Source organism: Labilibacter marinus, from assembly GCF_001659685.2.
Classification (GTDB): Bacteria; Bacteroidota; Bacteroidia; order Bacteroidales; family Marinilabiliaceae; genus Saccharicrinis; species Saccharicrinis marinus.
Window position 1 is genome coordinate 157,947 of record NZ_LXYE02000035.1, and the last position, 22,480, is coordinate 180,426.

A 22,480-nucleotide genomic window follows, 5' to 3' on the forward strand; every position below is an offset into this window, starting at 1 on the left:
AACAACATACTCTAAATATCAACAGATTAGCATTATTAATTCTATGGGGAAATTGGAAAAATATCTATTACTACTGCTTATACCTCTGAGCTTTTTCTCTTGCGAAAGGGAATTTGTTTTTTTGAGCGGTTCAGATGGACTAAATTTTTCCGTAGATACCTTAATGTTTGATACCATTTTCACCTCTGTTGGTTCTGCTACTAAAAACTTTAGAATTTATAATCCTTACGATGAAGATATCATTATCAACTCAGTAGAATTATCTGGAGGAGAAACAAGTAGCTTTAGGTTAAATATAAATGGCCAAGCAGAAGAAAGAGTTGAAAACTTAAAAATTAATGCAAAGGATAGTTTATATATTTTTGTAGATATAACAATAGAACCTGACGATACAACAAACCCTTTTGTTGTAAACGATTCGGTCATTTTTCATTCAGGCGAAAGATTTCAGAAAGTAAACTTAGTAGCTTATGGGCAAAATGTCGTTCTTTTAAAAAAGACTAATATTAAAACAAGCACCTTTACTGCGGAAAAACCATACTTAATATACGACTTTTTAGTTGTAGACAGTGCAGAAACCTTGACAATCGATCCAGGAGCACGTCTTCATTTTCATAACGAAGCAAGCCTAATTGTTTTTGGCAGTATGCAGGTTAAAGGAACCACCGAAGAACCCGTTTCATTTTTAGGGGATAGACTAGAAGATTGGTATCAAGATAAACCTGGACAATGGGGTTATATTCATTTTATGCCAGGTAGCTCGAACAATGTTATTGACAATGCCATTATTAAAAATGGACTTATGGGTATTTTTGTGGACTCGGTAGGTATAGGTTCGAATCCACCTCTTACCATTAGTAATACAACTATTAATCATGTTTCGCAATTTGGCATATTAACTCAAAATTCAGAAGTTGACGTATATAACAGCATAATTGGAGATTGTGGCTATCACTCAGTAGCCCTAACTTTAGGTGGAACATACAACTTTTATCACACCACCATTGCCAACTATTTCCCTAGCTATGTTAAGTCACGAAATACACCTGCTTTATTTTTGAATAATTATTATAAAGATGATGAGGGTGAAGAAACCATTAATCCATTGATTGAAGCCAATTTTTATAATTCTATAGTGCATGGCGATAGATACATGGAATTAGGTTTTGATTTTAAGGAATCTGAAAAATATGCCAATAAAGGATATAGCTATCAGTTTGTAAACTGCCTTTTAAAGTCGGGTGATATGGATCTTTCTGATGAAGATAAATTTGTTAGTGTATGGGCTAATGAAGATCCAAATTTTATCGATCCACTAAAATTCAATTATCAACTTGATACCTTATCATTCTGCAAAGACATTGGTGATTTGGAAATTGGAAGTTTATTCCCCAAAGATATACTTAACCAAAGCCGAATAGATGATAAAGGACCTGACTTGGGTGCATACGAAAGGATTGAAAAAGAATAACCTTTACTTTATTTTAATCATCCTTCTCCTTCCCACTTACCTCACTTCTCAAAATCAACATGAAATTGGTGTCATGTTTTACAATGTCGAAAATCTTTTCGATATTAAAAACGATAGCATTAAATTGGATGATGAATATACACCCGATGGTGATAGAAACTGGAACTATTTTAGGTACGCTCAAAAATTAAAAAATATTTCCCGCGTTATATACGAATCTGGAAAATGGAACCCTCCAGCATTAATTGGACTTTGCGAAATTGAAAATAAGGAAGTGCTCCAAGATTTAATCTGGCAGACAGGATTGAAAAACCTAGGCTACGACATCATTCACTACCAATCTCCTGACCAAAGAGGTATAGACGTTGCTCTTCTTTATAAAGAAGATGAATTCACTGTTCTTGAGTCTATTCCAATAAAGGTAGGGTTTGGCAAAAACACAAGACCCACTAGAGATATCTTATATGTGTTTGGATACCTTAAAGACACTATCCCTGTAAATATATTTGTAGCACATTTCCCTTCCAGATATGGAGGCGTTCAAGACACCAAACCATTAAGATTTAAAGCCGCACAAATTCTTAGTGATACCGTCAAACATATAATGGTTCAAAATCCTGATGCAAACATTCTTGCCATGGGCGATTTTAACGATGAACCTGATGATGAAAGTATGCATTATCTTGCTGCGAATTCTAAACTTATAAACATGGCCTCAAAACTTCAAACCATAAATAACTCTGCAGGTACCTTAAAGCATCAATTCGAGTGGAATACTTTTGATCACTTTTTAGTCTCGAAAAATCTATTAGATAAAAAACAATCTATTTATATTAATGATGCTATGAAAGTAATGGATTTTAACTTTCTATTGGAGGATGATAAAATATATACAGGGTTAAAGCCGTACAGAACATATATTGGCTACAAATATAATAATGGATTTAGCGATCACTTCCCCATTTGGTTAACCCTAAAGGTTCAACCATAATTATTGTTCTACCTTATGAAATTGCTTAACCCATTCGTATAGCGCAACACTACAAGCATGCGATACATTCATTGATTTTATAGCTCCAATCATAGGAATATGATAACACTGCTGACAATGAGATAATACCTCTTCTGAGAGTCCCTTTATTTCATTCCCCATAACCAAAGCTAGTTTTTTGGGTAGTTGACTATTTGCAATATTTAAAGAATCCTCGGTTGTTTCAATAGCTGCAATAGTATAGTCCTGAGGAACCTGATTCATCCAATCCTCCTTCGTGCAAAATATCCAATCTACTTGTCCTGCTGCAGCTCCAGCAACACGTTTTATCTTGCTATGTCTAACACTTTGCTCCTCTCCAATAAAAATAACTTTAATCGCGCCAAAATTACTCGCCAGCCTAATTAAATGCCCCATGTTTTCAGGAGATTTAAAACCATCAGCAACTACAATAGGACCATCAACTTCTATCTTATATTTTATAGATGAAAACAAAGGTGCACTTTGTGTTATGGTTTTATTCGTCATCCTTTTTTAACGTTAATCCCATATCCTTACCTAATTTTAACATGAGCTCGTAAGCTTGCTCTTTATCGTTATTAATTTCGCCATCCAAAATAGCCTCCTTAATAGCCGACTTAATATCTCCAATCTCACGACAAGGTTTGATACCATAAGCTTCCATAATATCTTCACCCGAAACTGGTGGTTGAAAGTTTCTTACTTTATCCTTTTCTTCAATCTCCTTTAACTTTCGCCTAACAACTTTAAAATTCTTCATGTACTTTCTGACCTTATCTTCATTTTTAGAAGTAATATCAGCTTCACATAAAGTCATTAAAGAATCGATATCATCACCTGCATCGAATAACAATCTACGTACAGCAGAATCTGTGACGATATCCTCTGAAAGAACAATAGGTCGCATATGCAGATAAACCATCTTTTGAATGAATTTCATTTTATCATTCATAGGGAATTTCATCCGTTTAAAAATCTTCGGAATCATCTTTTGACCAACATGATTATGCGCATGAAAAGTCCACCCAAGTTTATTATCATATCTTTTCGTTACGGGCTTGGCGATGTCATGAAAAATAGCAGACCATCGCAACCAAACATCATCTGTAAAAGGAACAATTCGATCTAGAACTTCTAACGTGTGATAAAAGTTGTCTTTATGTTTTTTTCCATTCTTCTCATCTACGCCCTTCATATCCTGCAATTCTGGCAGAATTATTTGCAAAAGTCCCGTAACCTCTAATAGCTTGAAAGCCATCGAAGGTTTATCTGCCATAATCATTTTATTGAGCTCATCTACAATGCGCTCTCCCGAAACTATTTCAATACGCTCTTTATTAGCCTTTATACCTTCAAAGGTTTCTGCTTCAATTTTAAATCCAAATCGCGATGCAAAACGTATGGCTCTTAGCATACGTAATGGATCATCCGAAAAAGTAATACCAGGTTCTAACGGAGTACGAATAATTCCATTTTCTAAATCTTTTCTCCCATTAAATGGGTCTACCAACTCTCCTAATGTTTCCTTATTTAAGGATAGTGCCAAAGCATTAATAGTAAAATCACGTCTATTTTGATCATCCTGTAAGCTTCCATCTTCCACAATTGGCTTACGCGAATTCCTTTGATACGATTCCTTTCGCGCACCTACAAATTCAACCTCTAAATCGCGATATTTAAACATGGCTGTGCCAAAATTTTTAAATACCGAAACCTTTAATCCGCCTAATTTAGCGGCGACTTTTTCCGCCATGGCAATTCCACCACCTCTAACAACAATATCAATATCTTTGGAAGGTTTATTCAAAAGCAAATCGCGCACATATCCGCCAATCACATAGGTTTCAATCTTATCCACATCTGCCACATGTCTAATCGCGTTAAAAACCGTACCTGTTAGATGCTTTATTATATCTTCTTTTGTCATCTTTTTTATTTAGGGTGACAAAATTACAACTATTTTGTTGGATTACGCAATAGTTAAATTCCATCTTACTATAGTTTCTTTGCCAATAGCTATGGCATCTATCTCATTAATATCATGCATAATAAAATACACAATCATCTTACTTTCAAATTTTATTTATAAATTTATTATAGGATATTTTGTCAGGTTTTTAACGAAAAACAGACCCATTTATTGACAAATGCAATTTGGCACACATATTGATATTGACATATCGATATTTTTAGATATCTTTATATTTAAAAAATAAACTGAATATTAATTTTAAAAAACTATAGCTATGTTAGAGCATTTAACAAAAGAGACATTTAAAGAAAAAGTATTTGATTTTGAAGCAAATAAAGAATGGAAATTCGCAGGTAACAAGCCATGTTTAATTGACTTTTATGCCGATTGGTGTGGACCTTGCAAAGCCATTGCTCCTGTATTAGAAGAATTATCGAAAGATTATGATGGAAAAATTGACATCTATAAAGTAGATACCGAAGCTGAAAGAGAATTATCAGGAATGTTTGGAGTACAAAGTATTCCATCCTTATTATTTATACCGAGCGAAGGGCAGCCGCAAATGGCACAAGGTGCTTTACCAAAGGAATCTCTTCAAAAAGCATTTAAAGATGTATTAAAAGTTAGTTTAGACTAATTGAAACATCTTAAGCAGGATTAAGTAAGAAAGACAAGACATTTGATAGCTAAAAAACAAAAAGATATGAAGGCATTAATTATTACAGGATTATTATCCGTTTTTATTTTCGCTAGTGTTTCATGCTCCAACAAAGCAGAGGCTAAATCTGCGGACGCAAAAACAGAAGAAGGTGGGGTTATATACTTAAACAAAGATACGTTTAAGAAAGAGGTGTTTGATTATGAAGCAAACAAGGAGTGGAAATACAATGGTAAAGTTCCAGCCATTCTTGATTTTTATGCAGACTGGTGTGGACCTTGTCGTCAACTTGCACCTGTACTAGATAAAATGCAAAAAGAATACAAAGGTAAAATTCAAGTATTTAAGGTTGATACTGAAAAAGAAAAAGAGTTAGCTGGCATATTCGGAATTAGAAGTTTACCTACCATTGTTTTTATACCTGTTGATGGTGAACCGCAAGCTGCTATGGGTTTTAGGCCGCAAGCAGACTTAGAAAAAATGGTTAAAGAGATATTAAAAGTTGAGAAAGAATAGTTAAGATTTATCCAATCAATAAAAGGCTGTTGTAAAAGTTAATTACTTTTGCAGCAGCTTTTTTATTTAAAATAAATGGAATACTATATTATATCCAACCCCACTCCTATAACAAAGGAATACGAGATTGTAAATTATATCTTAGAAAACTTCAACTTAACTTTTCATTTACGGAAGCCTGACTTTAAAAAAAGTCAGATGTCAGAGTACTTAAGTAAAATCTCAAATTCATTACACCATAAGATTGTTTTACACAGTCATCATGAGCTTATTAATCACTTTGAAATAAAAGGAGTTCATTTTACACATCACAACAAGAAAAATATTCCTGATCTAGCACACATAAATTGTTCAAAAAGTATATCCACACATAGTTATGATGAAATACTCTCGTATAAAACATACTTCAATTACTACTTTTTAAGCCCTATTTTTCAAAGTATTTCTAAACCCAACTACGGAGGTGACAGCTTTAATAAGCAAGAGTTAAAAACATTTATTCAATCAAATAATGATAAAAAAATAGTAGCCTTGGGAGGAATAGACAAGCATACAATAGGCCTTGCAGCTGATCTCGGTTTTAACGGTGTAGCTCTTTTAGGGACATTATGGCAGTATTGCTGCAGTATACATAACTTAAGTAATGTGAATAATATTTTCGAATCTTTAAAAATTCCTAAAGAGGATTGTTAAGTACCACGAAATAACTATGTTTGTTTTAAACTTACACACACACAACACAACAAAATACAATGGATAAAATTATCAGCCGACTTCAATTCATTACTTATCAAGGAGTTGAAAAGTCTGCCTCACAACAAACACTAGAGTTCTGCGCTGGAGGCGGAGATTGGGTTCAATTAAGGATAAAGAACAAAACTCAAGAAGAAATACTTTCTGAAGCACAAAAGTGCGTTAATATATGCCAGACTTATGGTGCAACACTCATCATAAACGACAATCCAGAACTTGCTCGAAGTATTGATGCCGACGGGGTTCATTTAGGTTTAAATGACATGAGCATTGCAGAAGCAAGAAACATTTTAGGGGAGCATAAAATTATTGGAGGTACTGCCAATACTATTGAGGACGTAGAACGACTTGTATCTGAAGGCGTTGATTATATCGGTTTAGGTCCTTATAAATACACTGACACGAAAAAGAACCTAAGTCCGATACTTGGTCTAGAAGGATATTCGAAAATTATTTCGGCCTGCAATTTAAAAAATATTGATATTCCTATTATTGCGATAGGAGGAATTGTAAATGATGAATTTGAGGCTTTGTTTAAAACTGGTATTCATGGTATTGCCCTATCATCCTACATTGCTAAAAAGGACAATATTGGTGAAACTACCCTGAATGCTTTAACCGAGGTTGGTAAAGCATATTCCTTTAGCTATGTAAATCAACAATAAGGCATTATAGATTTTATTACAACCTGCTACACAAGACTTGAAGATAATACAAAGATTCTCTAACTTTAAGAATGATTTGTTTATAAGATTTAAAGGTCTTAATTTCGCATCCGTTTTCCTACAATGGGGTGCCTGAAACGTAGCAGGCTGAGATTACACCCTTCGAACCTGGGCAGGTAATGCTGTCAAGGGAAAGAGTTCTTCTCCTATTTTCCTCATTGCAGTATTTAATTAATAAAAACTGTAATAATGAAAAAATTAATTTTATTTATCTTTTTAAGCCTGGTCGCAGTATCAACTGCTTGGTCGCAACATACACTAAGCGGCACAGTTGTGGATGATCAGAAAAACCTACTTATTGGAGCCAATGTAATTATTGAAGGCTTAAATAAGGGAACCGTAACAGATGCAGATGGTAAATTTACCTTTTACGATGTAAAGTCAGGCGAGTATAACATTAAAGCAACTTATCTTGGTTATAACCCAATATCATTGCTTTTTAAGATTAATGAGGATACCAAAATCACCCTTCAACTTAATGAGAAGTCATTTATGAAAGGTGAAGTAATTGTATCATCTATTAAGGCTGGAAATAAAACACCAGTGGCTAAAACAAACCTAACTAAAGAACAGTTACAATCCTTAAATGCGGCAGATGACATTCCTTTATTACTGAGTTTAACACCTTCGGTAGTATCAACCACCGAATCAGGTATAGGAGTAGGTTATAGCAGTATGCGCATTAGAGGTACGGATGCTACCCGAACCAATGTCACTATCAATGGTATTCCATTAAACGACCCAGAGAGTCAAGGCGTTTTTTGGGTTAATATGCCTGACTTTTCTTCCTCTGTAGATGAAGTTCAAATTCAAAGAGGAGTGGGAACTTCAACAAATGGAGGTGCAGCATTTGGGGCAAGCATCAATTTTAACACAACCACTTTTAACGCAAAACCTCATGCTGAAATCAGTTCGACTGCTGGATCTTTCAACACTTTTAAAAACTCATTTAGTGGTAGTACTGGCTTAATTAAGGATAAATTTTCGTTTGATTTTAGATATAGTGATTTACAATCTGATGGATACGTAGATTATGCATTTTCTGATCATCAATCTCTATATCTGAGCGGAACACTCCATATGAACAATAGCTTTTTAAAAGCTAACATCATACATGGTGATCAGAAAACAGGGATCAGCTGGTGGGGTATTGATGCTGACAAACTAAAAGAAGACCGCAAGTACAATCCAGCAGGTCAATATACAGATGAGTTTGGCAATCCTCGATATTACGAAGATCAAACTGATAATTATAAGCAAACACATTATCAAATATTCTATAGCCATAATCTAACCAATAACTGGCTATTAAATACAGCTCTTCATTATACCAGAGGTGATGGCTATTACGAACAATATAAAGAGAATGAAAGTTACAAAGAATATGGATGGGAACCTTATGAAATTTCTCCTGGAGAATTTGTTGACCAAACGGATTTAATACGTCAAAAGTGGCTTACTAACGACTTTTACGGATTCACTAGCTCATTAAATTACGACAATGGAGATTTAAGTGTAAATATTGGTGGAGGTTGGAACAAGTATGACGGCGACCATTTTGGACAAGTCATTTGGGCTCGATTTGCAGGTACATCTGAAAAAGAAGATCAATGGTATTTTAACAATGGTGTTAAAACTGATTATAATATTTACGCCAAAGTAAACTACTCCTTAACCAGTAAATTAAATGTATTTGGCGACCTACAACACAGGGGAATTAAATACACCATGGAAGGGATTGATGATGACTTAAGTAAAGATGAGGGTATTTATATTTTAGATCAGGAACATCAATTCAATTTTATAAATCCTAAAGCTGGGGTGTTTTATACAGTTAATAAGCACCACCAGATTTACAGCTCATTTGCCGTTGCTAACAGAGAGCCAACGCGTACCGATTTTAAAGATGCTAACGGAGATTCTGAGTCAACTCCTCGTTCGGAACGTTTAAATGATTTAGAAATTGGCTATCATTATAAATCGAGTAAGGTAGCTGCTAATATCAACTTTTATTACATGTACTACAAAGACCAATTAATACCAACAGGTGAGAAAAGCAATGTAGGTAGCCCTATTATGACCAATGTAGATAAAAGCTATAGAACAGGTATTGAACTAGATTTAGGAGTGAAAATTCTAAATAACCTTTCTTGGAGTGGAAATGCTACTTTCAGTAAAAATATAATTAAGGATTACGTAGAAACTTACGATCCGGACTACAACCCCGCAACAAAAAACGATATCCATATTAAACATGGCGATAATCAAATAGCCTATTCTCCTTCATATATTGCAAGTAGTATATTTACATATAAAGCATTTAAAGGAAACTCTATAAGTTTTATTACAAAGCATGTTGGAGAGCAGTATTTTGACAACACTCAAAGCGAGGATAGAAAACTAAGTGCATATACTGTCTCAAACGCTATATTCACTCAAGAATTTACACCTTCTTGGATGAAAAAAATAGAACTACAATTAAGCATTAACAACCTATTTAATAAAGAATATGTAAGTAATGCTTATGGCGGAAACTGGTACGAAGGTGGTGTTGAAAACTCTTGGGCTGCCTATTACCCTCAAGCAGGAACACATGCATTTTTTAGAGCTCGATTTATTTTCTAATTAAAACTATAAAGCACAAAAACGGGAGAGTTGAATTTATCGACTCTCCCGTTTCTTTTCCTTCAGAATAAAAAATAGCGCAACTACTCCTCTATTTCTTTTAAAATATTTTCTACTTCCGATTCTGTTTTGTGTAGTTTATCCTTACACACTTTTAATAAAACCGAAACTCTTTTTACCTTCTCCGATAACTCATCAACATCTAGCTCATTATCTTCTATCTTAGTCAAGATATCTTCTATTTCTGTAATGGCATCAACGTAGCCAATTTTCTTTTTTGTCATGCTAATTAACTATAAATATTGCTTAAAGGTACAGTAAATTTAAATGTACTACCTTTCTCTAACCTACTTTCAGCAGAAATTGTTCCCTTATTTATCTCCACAAACTCTTTACAAAGCACTAAGCCAAGTCCAGTTCCTTTTTCATTCAGCGTTCCTGCAGTGCTTATATTGGTATCTACTCTAAATATTTTTTGCAGATTCTCCTTACTTATTCCCACCCCAGTATCGGTTACTGATATCTCTATATTTTTACCTTTAGTTTTTCCTGCCACAGTAATTACACTGCCCACACGCGAAAACTTAATAGCATTACTAACTAAATTTCTCAATACCGCACTAAACAAATCCTTATCTGCCCAAGCAATCATCTCATTTCCTACATTTACCGAAATTACAATATCCTTTTCTTCAGCATTAATCTTTAAAATGGAAACAATGTTAATCGCCAATATTTTAACATCAATTTTCTCTGGCTTATATTCTGTAGTTCCTAATTGAGTTCTTGACCATTGTAATAATGTTTCAACCAATGAGTATAATTTTCGGGTAGAATTATGTATCGATCTACTGTATTCCATAATCTCCCTTTGACTTTTACTTTCAACCTGCAAGGATAATACTTCAGAGAATCCCATCAAGGAATTAAACGGACTTTTAAGATCGTGCGCTATAATAGAAAAGAACTTATCCTTGGTTGCATTTAAGCGCTCTAGTTCCTCATTTTTACTTTTTAAGGTTTTGCTTAAGATTACTTTAGATCTGAATAAAATAAAAAATACCAATGCAAAAAGAAACAATAACGAAAGGCTAATTATATACACCGTTTTATTTTCGTCTTCCACTCCTGTCAATAAATCTAAGCTTGATACTTCTGTGATTTCTATTGGCTCTTCTACCACATCCTTTGTTTTTTTGTTAACAGAAGTTTGAATGCTTAATAATTGTAAGGTTTGACTTTTAAGCAAAGAATCTTGAATGTGAGCACTCTTATTTTTATAATATAAAGCCGACTTATAATCACCCATTTTTTCGTACAACGCCGATAACACACAAAAACATCTAACTTTTAATTCTTCAGAATGAATATTAGATGAAATAGCCAGTGCCTTTTTGGCATACGATTTTGCCTCAGAAAAACTTTTTGTTTCCAAACCAACCTCGGCCAACACAATAAAAGCGTTTGCTTTTAACTCGTTATCCACATCGTGAGGCATTTCATTTAAGGCCTGAAAAACAGTTGTAGTGGCATTCGAAAAATCCTTTTGGTGATAATAATATTTACCCAAAGCAATATCAGCCTCTACAATTCCAACCGAATCGCCATGACTCGCTTTAAACTTTTTGAATTTATTTAAATAAGGAATTGCCCTGTCGAACTGACCATCGCGCATGTAAACTATACCTATTTTATAATTAAGATACGATTGCATGACTGAATCTTTGCACAACTTTAATTGATCTTGCAATAATTCCAGAGCCTTGGGATTATTATTAAGGTGAGAATACAATTCGGCATTTTCAATTACCTTATTGCAATTATGAGATGCTGAACTAATTTTTCCTTCTCCACTTGCAATATGTGGAAGAAGTAATAATAGAGCTACTGCTAATCCTTTGACAATTTGATGCATGTGTTTTTTGTATCTAGGCGATGATTGCCATAAAGATAGAAAAAGGATTTAAATACAAAAATGATATGCCAATTCAACTCTATTTTATTATTTCATAGCTAGGTTAGGTTGGTAACATTTATTTTATCACTAATACTCAGTTAGTTTATGTGATGGCGTAAAATTTATACAAACTTTTAAAACAGTAATCAGTAGTCAAACTTATTATACCAACTACAACAAGGGAATGTTTACAAATTAACTTTTAATGTACTAAGGTAATTACCAACCTTAGTTTACACAGTCGGAAACTCTTCTGTATTAAAACTATCTTCAATTAACCAAGTGCTATCATCTAACATCCAAGCTTCAAGATTTAAAGCATCCTCATTTAAATGTTCACTAAACTCATATATGTCAATGTCGGCAAATTTTTCAGGAATCCATGTACAGCAATTCAACATCCATGCGTGTAACTCAAGGCTTTCCTCCTCTACAGTATTATAATTAACTAACTGCTCATTGGTAACAACAGGAACATCCCAATCGTTTAATTCAAGCATCCAAGATTTTACCTCTAATTCTTCCTCTAAAGGCTCAGTGGTAATAGCAGATTCCTCTTCAATCCATCCTTCATCACTTAACATCCACCCTTCGAGTTCCAAGCTAGGCTCAGACTCCTCGAACATGTCACTTGCTACTGTTGATGATTCAAGTCCCCAACTATCCATATTAGTCATCCATCCCTCTAAAACCAAAGGTTGCTCATATTCCATTTCAATAGTTGAAGCCGAAACTGCCATAGTTGGTTCCGAAACCCACTCTGAATAATCTGTCATCCAAGATTCCAGCACTAAAGGTGTTTCCACAAACTCTTCTGAATATGTATGTGAATATATCGCTTCTGGTAAAGTAGAACTAACAACAAGGTCAGATCCCAAAACTCGCTCCGAATAAGTATAGCTATTAGTGTTGTGATTAAACTCAATTACTTTATAAACTCCAAAACTTAATAATAAGATAGAAACAACTACTAAAGCAACTAATACTCTAAATTGATAATCGTTATGACTTACATGTGTTTTCATGACTAAACCCTCCGTTTAATGTTTGTACAAGGGTATAATCAGCAACCGTACCAAAAACCACAACTAACTACATTACTGCAACTTAATCGCACACAACGCTAAAAATGAAGATTTAAAATTGAACGCTTACGAATAAAAACGCGTTCAGTATCGGACAGTGGTAAGGAGTTTATTATACAATAAACGTGTTGGGCAAAAAAAAGGACTCTAATCGAGTCCTTTATATTTTTGTTTTAATTTATTCAATTCACGTGCTAAGGTTTGTTCTCGTTCCAACGCCCACTTTCTGTGTTTATCAAACTCTTCCTGTTTTTCTTCGAGCGATTGTTTTGTTTTAACCGTTACACTATTACTTCGCTTAAATAAAAATATCATAACCAATAAAGCCACAACCAATACAAAAATGATTGTCCAAACCATGGTACTATAAACACTTTTAGTTAAAAGTGCACCTAAAAACCTAAAGCTATCTCTTTCTTGAGTGGCTACTTCTAATTTATCGTTCGTTTCTTTTAAGTTTGATTTTAGAACGTTAACCTCCTTTTGCTGCTCTTGAACCTGACCTTCTAAAGTTGATACACTTTCTTGTAATACTTTAATAGAATCAAGCGCATTTGACTTTAGTTTTCTCAACCATGTTAATCGAATTACTTTAAATTCGTTATGGCTACTTGCCTTTTGTATCGCATAATCAAATTGTGCTCCTAATGGTCCTTCTTCCAGACCAGCTCCCTTATTATCCTGCGCAAAAATCGTTCCTGCACAAAATAAAGCAATCATTAATGTTGTTGTAAATAGCTTTCTCACTTGTTAAATATTTATTTGTTGTGTTGTACTTGATAAAGTAAATATAACGCAAAAAAAAGAAAAATATTAAACAATCTCGCGGTTTTACTCGCCACATCTCGTATTTGGTATGGATTTGCTTCATTTATACTCCAATGATGATTTAATTAGATTCAATCTATTTAATATTTAATACAGAAATATTTCTTTTTTTGCTTGCATATTTCATATTCTCCACTTATTTTCGCAACGTTAGAAAGTATATGATGAAACACCCAAAAGGAAGCGCAGAATACATCAATCGTTTGAATAAGATTAAGGTTTTAAACCTGATCCGAGAGAGCGGTGAAATATCTCGCGCCGAAATTGTTAAACAAACAGGATTAAGTGCACCTACTATTACACGTATAGTGGATAGTTTGATTAATACCGAAAAGCTAGCCGTACAGGTGGGCATTGGTGAGTCAAAAGGTGGTCGTCCTCCTGTTATCGTTAAGTTTAACGGTGCCGACAGCTATGTAATTGGTATCGATTGGGGACGTACACATATATATAGTGTATTATCTAACCTTAACGGAGACGCACTTGCAGAGGTGGATACTGGCACTGAAGCCAGCGATAGTTTCGAATCTGACTTAGAACGTGTTATCGACTTAATAGAACAGCTTTTTAATAAATCTGGAATTGATAAACGCAAGTTACATGGTATTGGTGTAGCTGCTGCAGGATTTATCAATAAACGAACGGATAACATTGAATATTCGCCCAACTTTAAATGGGAAAATGTTGATATCAAAAAGCCTTTGATTGACCACTTTAAAGTTCCTGTTCTGGTTGACAATGTTTCGCGTGTGATGGCACAGGGCGAGTTAATGTATGGCATTGGCGACAAATTCAAAGATTTTATTTTTATTAATATAGGATATGGTATAGGTGCTGGTTTTATTGTAAACGGGCAGCCTTTCTTTGGTTTCGACGGTATGGCTGGCGAAATTGGACACAACAAAATAATAGGTGCTGCACCTGTTGGATTAAAGTGTTCTTGTGGTAAAATGGATTGTTTAGAATGTTACTCTTCTGGTAGAGGAATTACTGAGATTGCCATCAGACAAAAAGACTTATATCCAGATTCTAGCTTGAATAAACTAGAAAAACTATCTACGGAAAAGATTGCCGCAGAAGCTAAGAATGGCGACCAGTTTGCTTTACATCTGTTTAATCAAGCTGCTGAATATTTAGGACAGGCTATTGCTGCAACGGCCAACTTATTTAATCCTGCTGCTATTGTTTTAGGCGGAAGGGTAATGAATTCGGGAGCTTTCTTTACCGAGAAAATTAAAACTGTATTTAAAAGGGAGGTTATACAGCAACCCAACCGAAATATAGATTTATTGCAAAGTAAATTAGGAAACCAAGCTGCTGTAAAAGGAGCTACCTCTCTTATTTTGCACGAAGTGTTGAATTTTAGAGTGTAAAAAATATAAGATCGGTTAAAGGGAAACTGGTAACCGAATTTTTTGAAAGAACTTAATTTCTTAACGTTAAGAAGTTACTAAAATATATAGATCATGTTAAAAGGAATATCACCACTTATTAGCCCTGAACTGTTAGAAGTTTTAGCCCGTATGGGACATGGCGATGAAATTATTTTAGCAGATGCTCACTTCCCAGGAGAGTCTTTCAACGGAAGAGTATTAAGAGCTGATGGATTAAGAATTCCAGACTTATTGGAAGCCATCTTGCCATTATTCGAGTTGGACTCATACGTTCCTGCCCCATTAACTATGATGGCAGCAGTAGAAGGTGATGAATTAGATCCTGCAGTTGAAGAAGCTTATTTAGGCGCTATCCATAAATCAAACCCTAACGTTGCTCCTATTGAGCGTATCGGTCGTTTCGATTTTTATGATAAAGCACGTGGTGCATTTGCCGTATTAATGACCGGCGAAACTGCTAAGTATGGTAATATCCTACTTAAAAAAGGCGTTACACCAAGCATGTAATTTTAAACAGAAAAAATCTACAAATAATTAAAATATGAATAAAGTAGCAGCAAAAGTGGTAGAGAAGAAATATCTTTTACCATTTATATTACTGACCAGTTTGTTTTTTCTTTGGGGTATTGCCAATGATTTAACAAACCCAATGGTGTCTGCATTTAAAAAGGTAATGCCAGAGCTTTCTAATATGGAAGCCGCTTTAGTACAGTTAGCCTTTTATGGAGGATATGCAACTATGGCTATACCCGCAGCATTATTTATTCGTAAATTTTCATATAAATCAGGAATTTTACTTGGATTAGCTTTATACGCAACGGGTGCATTATTATTTATTCCAGCTGCAAAATTTGAGGTGTTTGGCTTTTTCTTAGCCTCTCTTTACATCTTAACATTTGGATTAGCGTTTTTAGAAACAACATCAAATCCTTATGTTCTTTCAATGGGAGCTACTGAAACAGCTACTCGCCGATTAAATTTAGCACAAACATTTAACCCATTAGGTTCTTTATTAGGAATGCTTGGGGCGCAAATCCTTGTGATAAAAGCATTAACATCTGATGATTACACAGAAGAAGCTTACGCTGCACTTTCTACAGCAGAACAAGCTACAATTAGAACGAATGATTTGGGTATAATCAGTACTCCTTACATTGCACTAGGTCTTTTTGTATTGGTGATGTTAGTACTTATTGCGGTTGTTAAGATGCCTAAGAAAACGGATGATGGTGATGCATTAGACCTTGGAGCAACTTTTAGTAAGCTGTTTAAAAATAAAAGATATTACGAAGGCGTTATTACGCAAATGTTTTATGTGGCAGCACAAATTATGTGTTGGACCTTTATCTATCAATATGTAGATAACATTAATGCTTCAAGACCTGCAGATGCACAGTTAACTGCCACATGGTATAATATGGCTGCCATGATTGCTTTCCTTGTAGGGCGTAGTGCAGGTACATACTTATTAAAATTCTACCGTCCAGGACAATTAATGTTTGCTTTTGCTTTAGCAGGAATTGGTTTTACATTCGGAGCTATTTTTATTGAAGGTGTAATTGGATTATACTCTCTTGTTGGTATCTCTATTGCTATGTCTATCATGTTCCCAACTATTTATGGTATTGCACTTAAAGGCATGGGTGATGAAGCTAAGTTAGGATCTGCAGGATTGGTAATGGCAATCGTAGGTGGAGCTTTAATGCCTCCTGTGCAAGGTTGGATTCTTGACCTTGGTGGACCTGGTTTTTCTGATATTAGCATCCTTGGTGTTTCTGAAGTTAACTTCTCATTTATTTTACCACTGATCTGTTTAGTTGTTGTAGCTATATACAGCCACAGAGCTGAAAAAGTACACCTTAAGTAATTATAGAGATGGACTTTAATATAGGAGCATTTGACATCATCATCATCATTGCCTATTTGGTAGGGATTGTTCTTTTGGGGGTATTTGCCATCAAAAAGAAAATGTCTGACCAAACATCTGATGATTACTTTTTAGCGAGTCGATCGTTAAAGTGGGGAGTTATAGGAGCTGCATTATTCGCAGCCAACATTTCTACCATTCACTTAATTGGTTTTGCAGAATCTGGATTTAAACACGGATTAGTAGATGGCCTTTTCGAATGGTTAGCTATTCCTTTTCTTGTGTTTTTAGGATTCTTTATTGCGCCTTACTTTTTCAGAAATAGAATTTCTACTATTCCTGAATGGTACGAGCGAAGATTTAACGGAGCTTCAAGAACCTGGATGGTTGTATTTGCCATCTTAACAGCATTATTAATTCATATTGGAATTAGTTTATATGCTGGTGCCGAGTTGGCCAAACAATTCTTTGGTTTAGATGAAATTTACGGAATCATATTTATTGCTGTTTTAACAGGAATTTATACCGTAGTTGGAGGATTAAAAGCGGTAGCCATTACCGAAACAGTGCAAACTGTATTGTTAATTGGTGGTGCTATCATTTTAACCATGTTTGGTATTTTTGCTTTACCCGATGCAGGTGTTCATACCTTTGCCGAGTTTAAAGCAAAATTAGTACCCGATACATTAAGCATCCTACGTCCACCCAATAGTCCGGCTAATCCGCCAGAAGGAGGCATATCGTGGTATGCAGCTATATTGGGTTATTTTGTACTAGGGGCTTGGTATTGGTTTTCTGATCAGACCATTGTACAACGTGCTTTAGGTGCTAAAACAGAATACGATGCTAAAGTGGGCCCAATGTTTACGGCTATCTTAAAAGTGTTACCAGTGTTGTTCTTTTTACTTCCTGGTGTACTAGCATTCGTAATTTTTAGTACAGAAATTGGTGATGACACTAAAAATGTGTTGCCATTTATGATTGACCGTTTGGTTCCTGTTGGACTTAAAGGATTAATTATCGCTGCCCTATTAGCAGCATTAATGAGTTCTGTTGCCGCAGCTATCAACAGTGCCTCTACCCTATTCTCTATCGACATTGTTCAGAGAATTAAACCTGAAACTGATGATAAAAAATTAGTATTGATTGGTAGATACACCGCTGTTGTTATCATGGTTTTAGCCATTGCATGGAGTACACAAGCCGATAAGTTTGGAGACACCATTATACATACAGTGAATTCGTTAGGAGCTATGATTGCCCCTCCTATTGCAGCTGTATTTATGTTTGGAATGTTCTGGAAAAGAGGAACAGCCAAGGCAGCCAACATTACTTTTGCCATAGGTTTAATCACAGGGATATTTGTATTCTTATTAGATTTTCCATATGAGAACCTTATGCCTGGTTTTAAAGGCTTAGCAGAATCAATTGCAGCTTCAAATGGAGTTACCATTACTGCAGAAACAAAAGCAGTTACTGGTTCTATGGGTATCGTATTTATGATGCAAGCTTGGTGGAAATTTGTTCTTTGCTCGATAATTATGGTTGGTGTTAGTTTCATGACACCAAAACCAAACGAAACGCAGGTGGCCACTTGTATCAATTTGAAAGAATACTGGCCAGAGAAATATAACGGTCTTAAGGACTTCAGAATAATCGGATTATTAATTATTGTAATACTTGTAGCTATATGGGCCATTCTAGAAATGGTAGCATAAGTTATATGAGACATAATATCGGCTCCTTAACGGGGGCCGATATAAAACAGCAGTTTAACTGCAAATTGATTTAAAAATTTTTATTTACTTATTTTCTTAAAGTTAGAAAGATGAAAACAATGTTAGCAGCTTACCTTCCAGGTAACAGTACTGTAGAGATGAAAGAAATACCAGTTCCAACTCCAGGTCCAGGTCAAGTATTAGTTAAAACTAAAGCTTCTACTATTTGTGGTAGTGACATCCGTGCTATCTACAGAGAACACCTAGGTAAAGGTCCTGAGGCTTACCAAAACAAAGTTGCTGGTCACGAGCCATGTGGTCAGATTGTAGAGTGTGGTGAGAACATGGTGAGATTTAAAGAAGGTGACCGTGTTATTTTATATCACATTTCTGGTTGTGGTATTTGTAACGACTGTCGTCGTGGTTACATGATTTCATGTACTTCTGAAAAAAGAGCAGCTTACGGATGGCAGCGCGATGGTGGTATGGCTGAGTACATGCTAGTAGATGAAAAAGACTGTGTTTTACTTCCAGACGAATTATCATATGTAGATGGAGCTCAAGTTGCTTGTGGTTTCGGTACAGTGTTCGAAGGAATTGAAAAAGCAGGAATCTCAGGTAAAGATGCTGTATTGGTTGTAGGTTTAGGCCCTGTTGGTTTAGCTACTATGATGTTGGCTAAAGCTTTAGGTGCAAATAAAATTGTTGGTGTTGATACAGTACAAGAGCGTTGCGATATTGCTAAAAATTTAGGTTTAGCTGATGCTGTATTCTTATCAGGACCTGATACTTTAGAAAAAGTATTGGCTGAGAGTCATACAGGTGAAGGTTTTGAAAAAACACTAGACTGTTCTGGTCATACTTTAGGTCGTCAGTTGTGTATTCGTGCTACTCGTAAATGGGGTCACATGACAATGATTGGTGAAGGCGGAACTGTTGAGTTCAACCCATCTCCAGACATTATTCACGATCAAATTACAATTCACGGTTCTTGGGTAACTTCTACTTCTCGTATGGAAGAGTTAGTTGAATTATTAGTTCGTTGGAACATTCACCCAGAAGACTTAGTTGAGAAGCGTTTTGAATTAAAAGATTGTGCTGAAGCTTATACTATGATGGACGGCGGAAAATGTGGTAAAATTGCCGTAGTATACGACGAGGAAATCAAGTAATTAATAGTATTAGGTATAAAGTATTAAGACATAAGACTAATAATGCTTTACGCAATGTAAGTCATCTTTATACTTTATACTTTAATCTTTATACTATTTAAAAATGAGAACAGTAAAAGTAGAACAACTATCGTTGGAAGCTTATAAACCATTTGGTACGTATGCTAACTTAATTAATCCTACGGATGAAAAGTTAGGTGCTCCACCAGTTGAGTTTTTCCGCGATCAGTTACAATTAGATGTACGTGGCGATGTTTCTTTCAGCTACTCTTGTTGTAGAGTTGAGAAGAGAGAAAACATTATCGACGTATTGGAATATCACAGTGCATGTGGCGAAGTAGTGCTTCCTTTAGATAATGATATCTTATTACAGGTGGCTCCTGCTACGGCTAGCGAAAATGATATTCCTTTGGATAAGATGCGTGTATTCTTTGTTCCTAAAGGTACTGCTATCACTATTAAGCCAGGCGTTTGGCATTGGGGTCCTTTTACTCCAAACGATGAGCCGGCTAATATTCTTATTAATCTTCCGGAAAGAACTTATGCGAACGACTGTATCGTAAAAGAACTAAAAGAAGAGGATTTTATTAAAATTGAATTATAATTACTAGTATAAAGCTATAAGACAAAAGTATAAAGACGCGATTTACAAATCTTTATACTTTATACTTTATACTTTATACTTTAATCTTATTTAAGATGTCAGATATAACAAAACAATTTGATGCTATCAACCCAGCTGATGTACCTGCAAAAGTACTTCGTTCGGGCGATAAGCTTCCTACTGTAGGTTTAGGAACTTTTGGTTCTGACCGTTTTACTCACGACGAAATTGCTGCTGCTGTTAAAGATGCTATCCGTTTAGGATACCGTCATATTGACTGTGCTGCTGTTTACGGTAATGAGAAAGAAATTGGTCAAGCAATCAAAGAAGTAATTGCTGAAGGTGTATGTACACGTGAGGAGCTTTTCATTACTGGAAAAGTTTGGAACGACCGTCACCGTGAGGTAGAAAAAGCTTGCCAGGAAACTTTAGACGATCTTCAAATGGATTATGTGGATATGTATTTAATCCACTGGCCATTCCCTAATTACCATGCACCTGGTTGTGATGGTGATTCTCGTAACCCAGATTCTAGACCATTTAGCGTGGAAGAATTCATGGATACTTGGAAACAATGTGAGGCATTAGTTGAGGCTGGAAAAGTACGTAACATTGGTACTTCTAACATGACTATCGCTAAATTCGATGCTGTTTGGGACTTAATGAAAATTTACCCAGCAGTTAACGAAATGGAGATGCACCCATGTTTCCAACAACAAGAGTTATTCGACTACTGTATGAGCAAGCAAATCCAACCAATTGGATTTATGCCTATCGGTTCACCTACTCGTCCAGATCGTGACGTTGCAGAAGGTGATGCTGTAGATATCGAAACTCCAGCAATTCAAGCTATCGCAAAAGCACGTGGTGTACACCCTGCTGTTATTTGTATCAAATGGGCTATCAAGAACGGACAGGTAACTATTCCTTTCTCGGTTCACCCTGCTGAGTACTTGAGTAACTTAAAATCATCTTTCGACAATCCTTTAACTGACGAAGAGTTTGCTTCAATCAAAAGTTGTGATTGTGGTTCTCGTTTAGTAAAAGGTCAGGTTTTCTTATGGGAAGGTGCTGCGCACTGGAAAGACCTTTGGGACGAAGATGGTGTGATAGCTCAATAGAGTATTGCATTAATTACACGCTTTAAGATTTATAGAACCATCCCTCTTGAACACGGGGATGGTCTTTTTATTATAAGCAAACGGAGAAGGGAGAACGAAAAAGGGAGAACGGAGATTGGAGACAGGAAACCGAAAAAATACACCCCTTTTACCTTTTACCCATACACCTTTAACCTTAAACCTTGTACCTTTAAACCTTATACCTTGAACCTTTAAACCCCTTTTTCAACTTTATACTATAAATACGATGGGCTTCGATTTAATACCTTTTTTATCCTTTGCTATTCCTACTTCCATTTCGCCTGGACCAAACAATATTTCGGCCATGGCCTTTAGCATGAATAGAGGTTATTTAAAGACCTTACCTTATATTTTAGGGGTAACACTTGGTGTATTTATCATGATGCTTGTGTGTGCAGGTTTATCGTACGGATTGGCTTCTATCGTTCCCGAAATTACCACTTACACTAAATATGTGGGAGCGGCTTACATCTTTTACCTGGCCTATAAAACTTTAAAGTTAAATATATCTAACAAAGCCAAAGAAGGCGTTGAAGCACGTTTTTACGATGGCGCCATACTACAACTTGTCAACCCTAAGGGCATCTTTTATGGCATGACGGTTTACTCCACTTTTTTCAGCGGTATCATCGAAGATAAAATACTACTTACCTTATCGGCATTAGCGATAGCCGTTTTTACTTTTACCGTAGTTTCTACCTGGGCATTCTTTGGTGCAATCATCAATAATTACCTCAAAAACATCATCATCAAACGTATATTTACTATTGTGATGGCTGGCGGTTTGGTGTATGCAGCTATTGATATTTTGCTTAAGTAGATACGGAGGCAGTATTCAGTTGGCAGTTTTCAGTAGGCAACCTAAAGGAAAAAGAGCTGAGAACGGATGCAATAAACTGTTAACCAATACTTAAATTATCAGATACTCATTATAATCAATAGCGAAATCACAACAAAACGAAACACCCTAGTAATAAACCC

General features: G+C 35.4%; 21 protein-coding genes. 15 read left to right on the forward strand and 6 right to left on the reverse strand.

What is annotated here, in order from left to right; genetic code table 11:
* The first annotated feature begins 43 nt into the window (after positions 1-43).
* Both A8L32_RS14950 and A8L32_RS14955 read left to right on the forward strand, forming a co-directional pair.
* On the forward strand, positions 44-1,471 hold the full coding sequence (locus tag A8L32_RS14950; RefSeq protein WP_075590897.1) for a right-handed parallel beta-helix repeat-containing protein: 1,428 nt from the start codon (positions 44-46) through the stop codon (positions 1,469-1,471).
* A gap of 73 nt (positions 1,472-1,544) precedes the next feature.
* Positions 1,545-2,462: an endonuclease/exonuclease/phosphatase family protein gene (locus tag A8L32_RS14955; protein WP_143525124.1), complete on the forward strand. Its 918-nt coding sequence runs from the start codon at positions 1,545-1,547 to the stop codon at positions 2,460-2,462.
* On the opposite strand, the gene A8L32_RS14960 is transcribed toward A8L32_RS14955, so the two are convergent.
* Together A8L32_RS14960 and A8L32_RS14965 are read right to left on the reverse strand one after the other, a co-directional pair.
* Positions 2,463-2,990, reverse strand: coding sequence for a TrmH family RNA methyltransferase (locus A8L32_RS14960; RefSeq protein ID WP_075590899.1), 528 nt, complete (start codon positions 2,988-2,990; stop codon positions 2,463-2,465).
* Positions 2,980-4,410, reverse strand: a complete 1,431-nt coding sequence (locus tag A8L32_RS14965; protein WP_075590900.1) for a CCA tRNA nucleotidyltransferase — start codon at positions 4,408-4,410, stop codon at positions 2,980-2,982. The genes A8L32_RS14960 and A8L32_RS14965 overlap by 11 nt, the downstream gene beginning before the upstream one ends.
* A 319-nt stretch (positions 4,411-4,729) precedes the next feature.
* On the opposite strand from A8L32_RS14965, the gene trxA (A8L32_RS14970) reads away from it, so the two are divergent.
* The 5 genes from trxA (A8L32_RS14970) to A8L32_RS14990 all read left to right on the forward strand — a co-directional run bounded on the left by trxA (A8L32_RS14970) (position 4,730) and on the right by A8L32_RS14990 (position 9,732).
* Positions 4,730-5,092: a thioredoxin gene (gene trxA / locus A8L32_RS14970; protein WP_075590901.1), complete on the forward strand. Its 363-nt coding sequence runs from the start codon at positions 4,730-4,732 to the stop codon at positions 5,090-5,092.
* Positions 5,093-5,158: 66 nt separating this feature from the next.
* A complete protein-coding gene (gene trxA / locus A8L32_RS14975; protein WP_075590902.1) occupies positions 5,159-5,629 on the forward strand; it encodes a thioredoxin in 471 nt (156 codons plus the stop codon).
* Positions 5,630-5,704: 75 nt separating this feature from the next.
* Positions 5,705-6,322 carry a thiamine phosphate synthase gene (locus A8L32_RS14980; RefSeq protein WP_075590903.1) on the forward strand — a complete coding sequence of 206 codons (618 nt, stop codon included), beginning with the start codon at positions 5,705-5,707 and terminating at the stop codon, positions 6,320-6,322.
* A 59-nt stretch (positions 6,323-6,381) separates the two neighbouring features.
* Positions 6,382-7,047 (forward strand): thiamine phosphate synthase, encoded by a 666-nt coding sequence (locus tag A8L32_RS14985; protein WP_075590904.1) that lies wholly within the window; start codon positions 6,382-6,384, stop codon positions 7,045-7,047.
* Between the two features lie 249 nt (positions 7,048-7,296).
* Entirely contained in the window at positions 7,297-9,732 is a 2,436-nt protein-coding gene (locus tag A8L32_RS14990) for a TonB-dependent receptor (RefSeq protein WP_143525125.1), read from the forward strand.
* A gap of 83 nt (positions 9,733-9,815) precedes the next feature.
* Here the strand turns inward: A8L32_RS14990 and xseB are convergent, their stop codons facing one another.
* The 4 genes from xseB to A8L32_RS15010 all read right to left on the reverse strand — a co-directional run bounded on the left by xseB (position 9,816) and on the right by A8L32_RS15010 (position 13,521).
* On the reverse strand, positions 9,816-10,016 hold the full coding sequence (gene xseB / locus A8L32_RS14995; RefSeq protein WP_075590905.1) for an exodeoxyribonuclease VII small subunit: 201 nt from the start codon (positions 10,014-10,016) through the stop codon (positions 9,816-9,818).
* 5 nt (positions 10,017-10,021) lie between these two features.
* A complete protein-coding gene (locus tag A8L32_RS15000; RefSeq protein WP_075590906.1) occupies positions 10,022-11,647 on the reverse strand; it encodes a tetratricopeptide repeat-containing sensor histidine kinase in 1,626 nt (541 codons plus the stop codon).
* Between the two features lie 275 nt (positions 11,648-11,922).
* Entirely contained in the window at positions 11,923-12,714 is a 792-nt protein-coding gene (locus tag A8L32_RS15005; RefSeq protein WP_075590907.1) for a hypothetical protein, read from the reverse strand.
* A gap of 207 nt (positions 12,715-12,921) precedes the next feature.
* The gene (locus tag A8L32_RS15010; protein ID WP_143525126.1) at positions 12,922-13,521 is read right to left on the reverse strand and encodes a hypothetical protein; all 600 of its coding nucleotides are present in this window, start codon (positions 13,519-13,521) and stop codon (positions 12,922-12,924) included.
* 245 nt (positions 13,522-13,766) lie between these two features.
* On the opposite strand from A8L32_RS15010, the gene A8L32_RS15015 reads away from it, so the two are divergent.
* The 8 genes from A8L32_RS15015 (at position 13,767) to A8L32_RS15050 (ending at position 22,319) form a co-directional block, all read left to right on the forward strand.
* Positions 13,767-14,975 (forward strand): ROK family transcriptional regulator, encoded by a 1,209-nt coding sequence (locus A8L32_RS15015; RefSeq protein ID WP_158027253.1) that lies wholly within the window; start codon positions 13,767-13,769, stop codon positions 14,973-14,975.
* A 93-nt stretch (positions 14,976-15,068) separates the two neighbouring features.
* Positions 15,069-15,503, forward strand: a complete 435-nt coding sequence (fucU, locus tag A8L32_RS15020) for an L-fucose mutarotase (RefSeq protein ID WP_075590910.1) — start codon at positions 15,069-15,071, stop codon at positions 15,501-15,503.
* Positions 15,504-15,537: 34 nt separating this feature from the next.
* Entirely contained in the window at positions 15,538-16,863 is a 1,326-nt protein-coding gene (fucP, locus tag A8L32_RS15025; protein ID WP_075590911.1) for an L-fucose:H+ symporter permease, read from the forward strand.
* A gap of 8 nt (positions 16,864-16,871) precedes the next feature.
* Positions 16,872-18,581, forward strand: a complete 1,710-nt coding sequence (locus tag A8L32_RS15030) for a sodium:solute symporter family transporter (protein WP_075590912.1) — start codon at positions 16,872-16,874, stop codon at positions 18,579-18,581.
* Between the two features lie 110 nt (positions 18,582-18,691).
* On the forward strand, positions 18,692-19,753 hold the full coding sequence (locus tag A8L32_RS15035; protein ID WP_075590913.1) for a zinc-dependent alcohol dehydrogenase family protein: 1,062 nt from the start codon (positions 18,692-18,694) through the stop codon (positions 19,751-19,753).
* Positions 19,754-19,856: 103 nt separating this feature from the next.
* Positions 19,857-20,357 carry a DUF4867 family protein gene (locus tag A8L32_RS15040; protein ID WP_075590914.1) on the forward strand — a complete coding sequence of 167 codons (501 nt, stop codon included), beginning with the start codon at positions 19,857-19,859 and terminating at the stop codon, positions 20,355-20,357.
* A gap of 95 nt (positions 20,358-20,452) precedes the next feature.
* On the forward strand, positions 20,453-21,478 hold the full coding sequence (locus A8L32_RS15045) for an aldo/keto reductase family protein (protein WP_075590915.1): 1,026 nt from the start codon (positions 20,453-20,455) through the stop codon (positions 21,476-21,478).
* 247 nt (positions 21,479-21,725) lie between these two features.
* Complete coding sequence (locus A8L32_RS15050) at positions 21,726-22,319, forward strand: LysE family translocator (RefSeq protein WP_075590916.1); 594 nt, start codon at positions 21,726-21,728, stop codon at positions 22,317-22,319.
* The last annotated feature ends 161 nt before the right edge of the window (positions 22,320-22,480 follow it).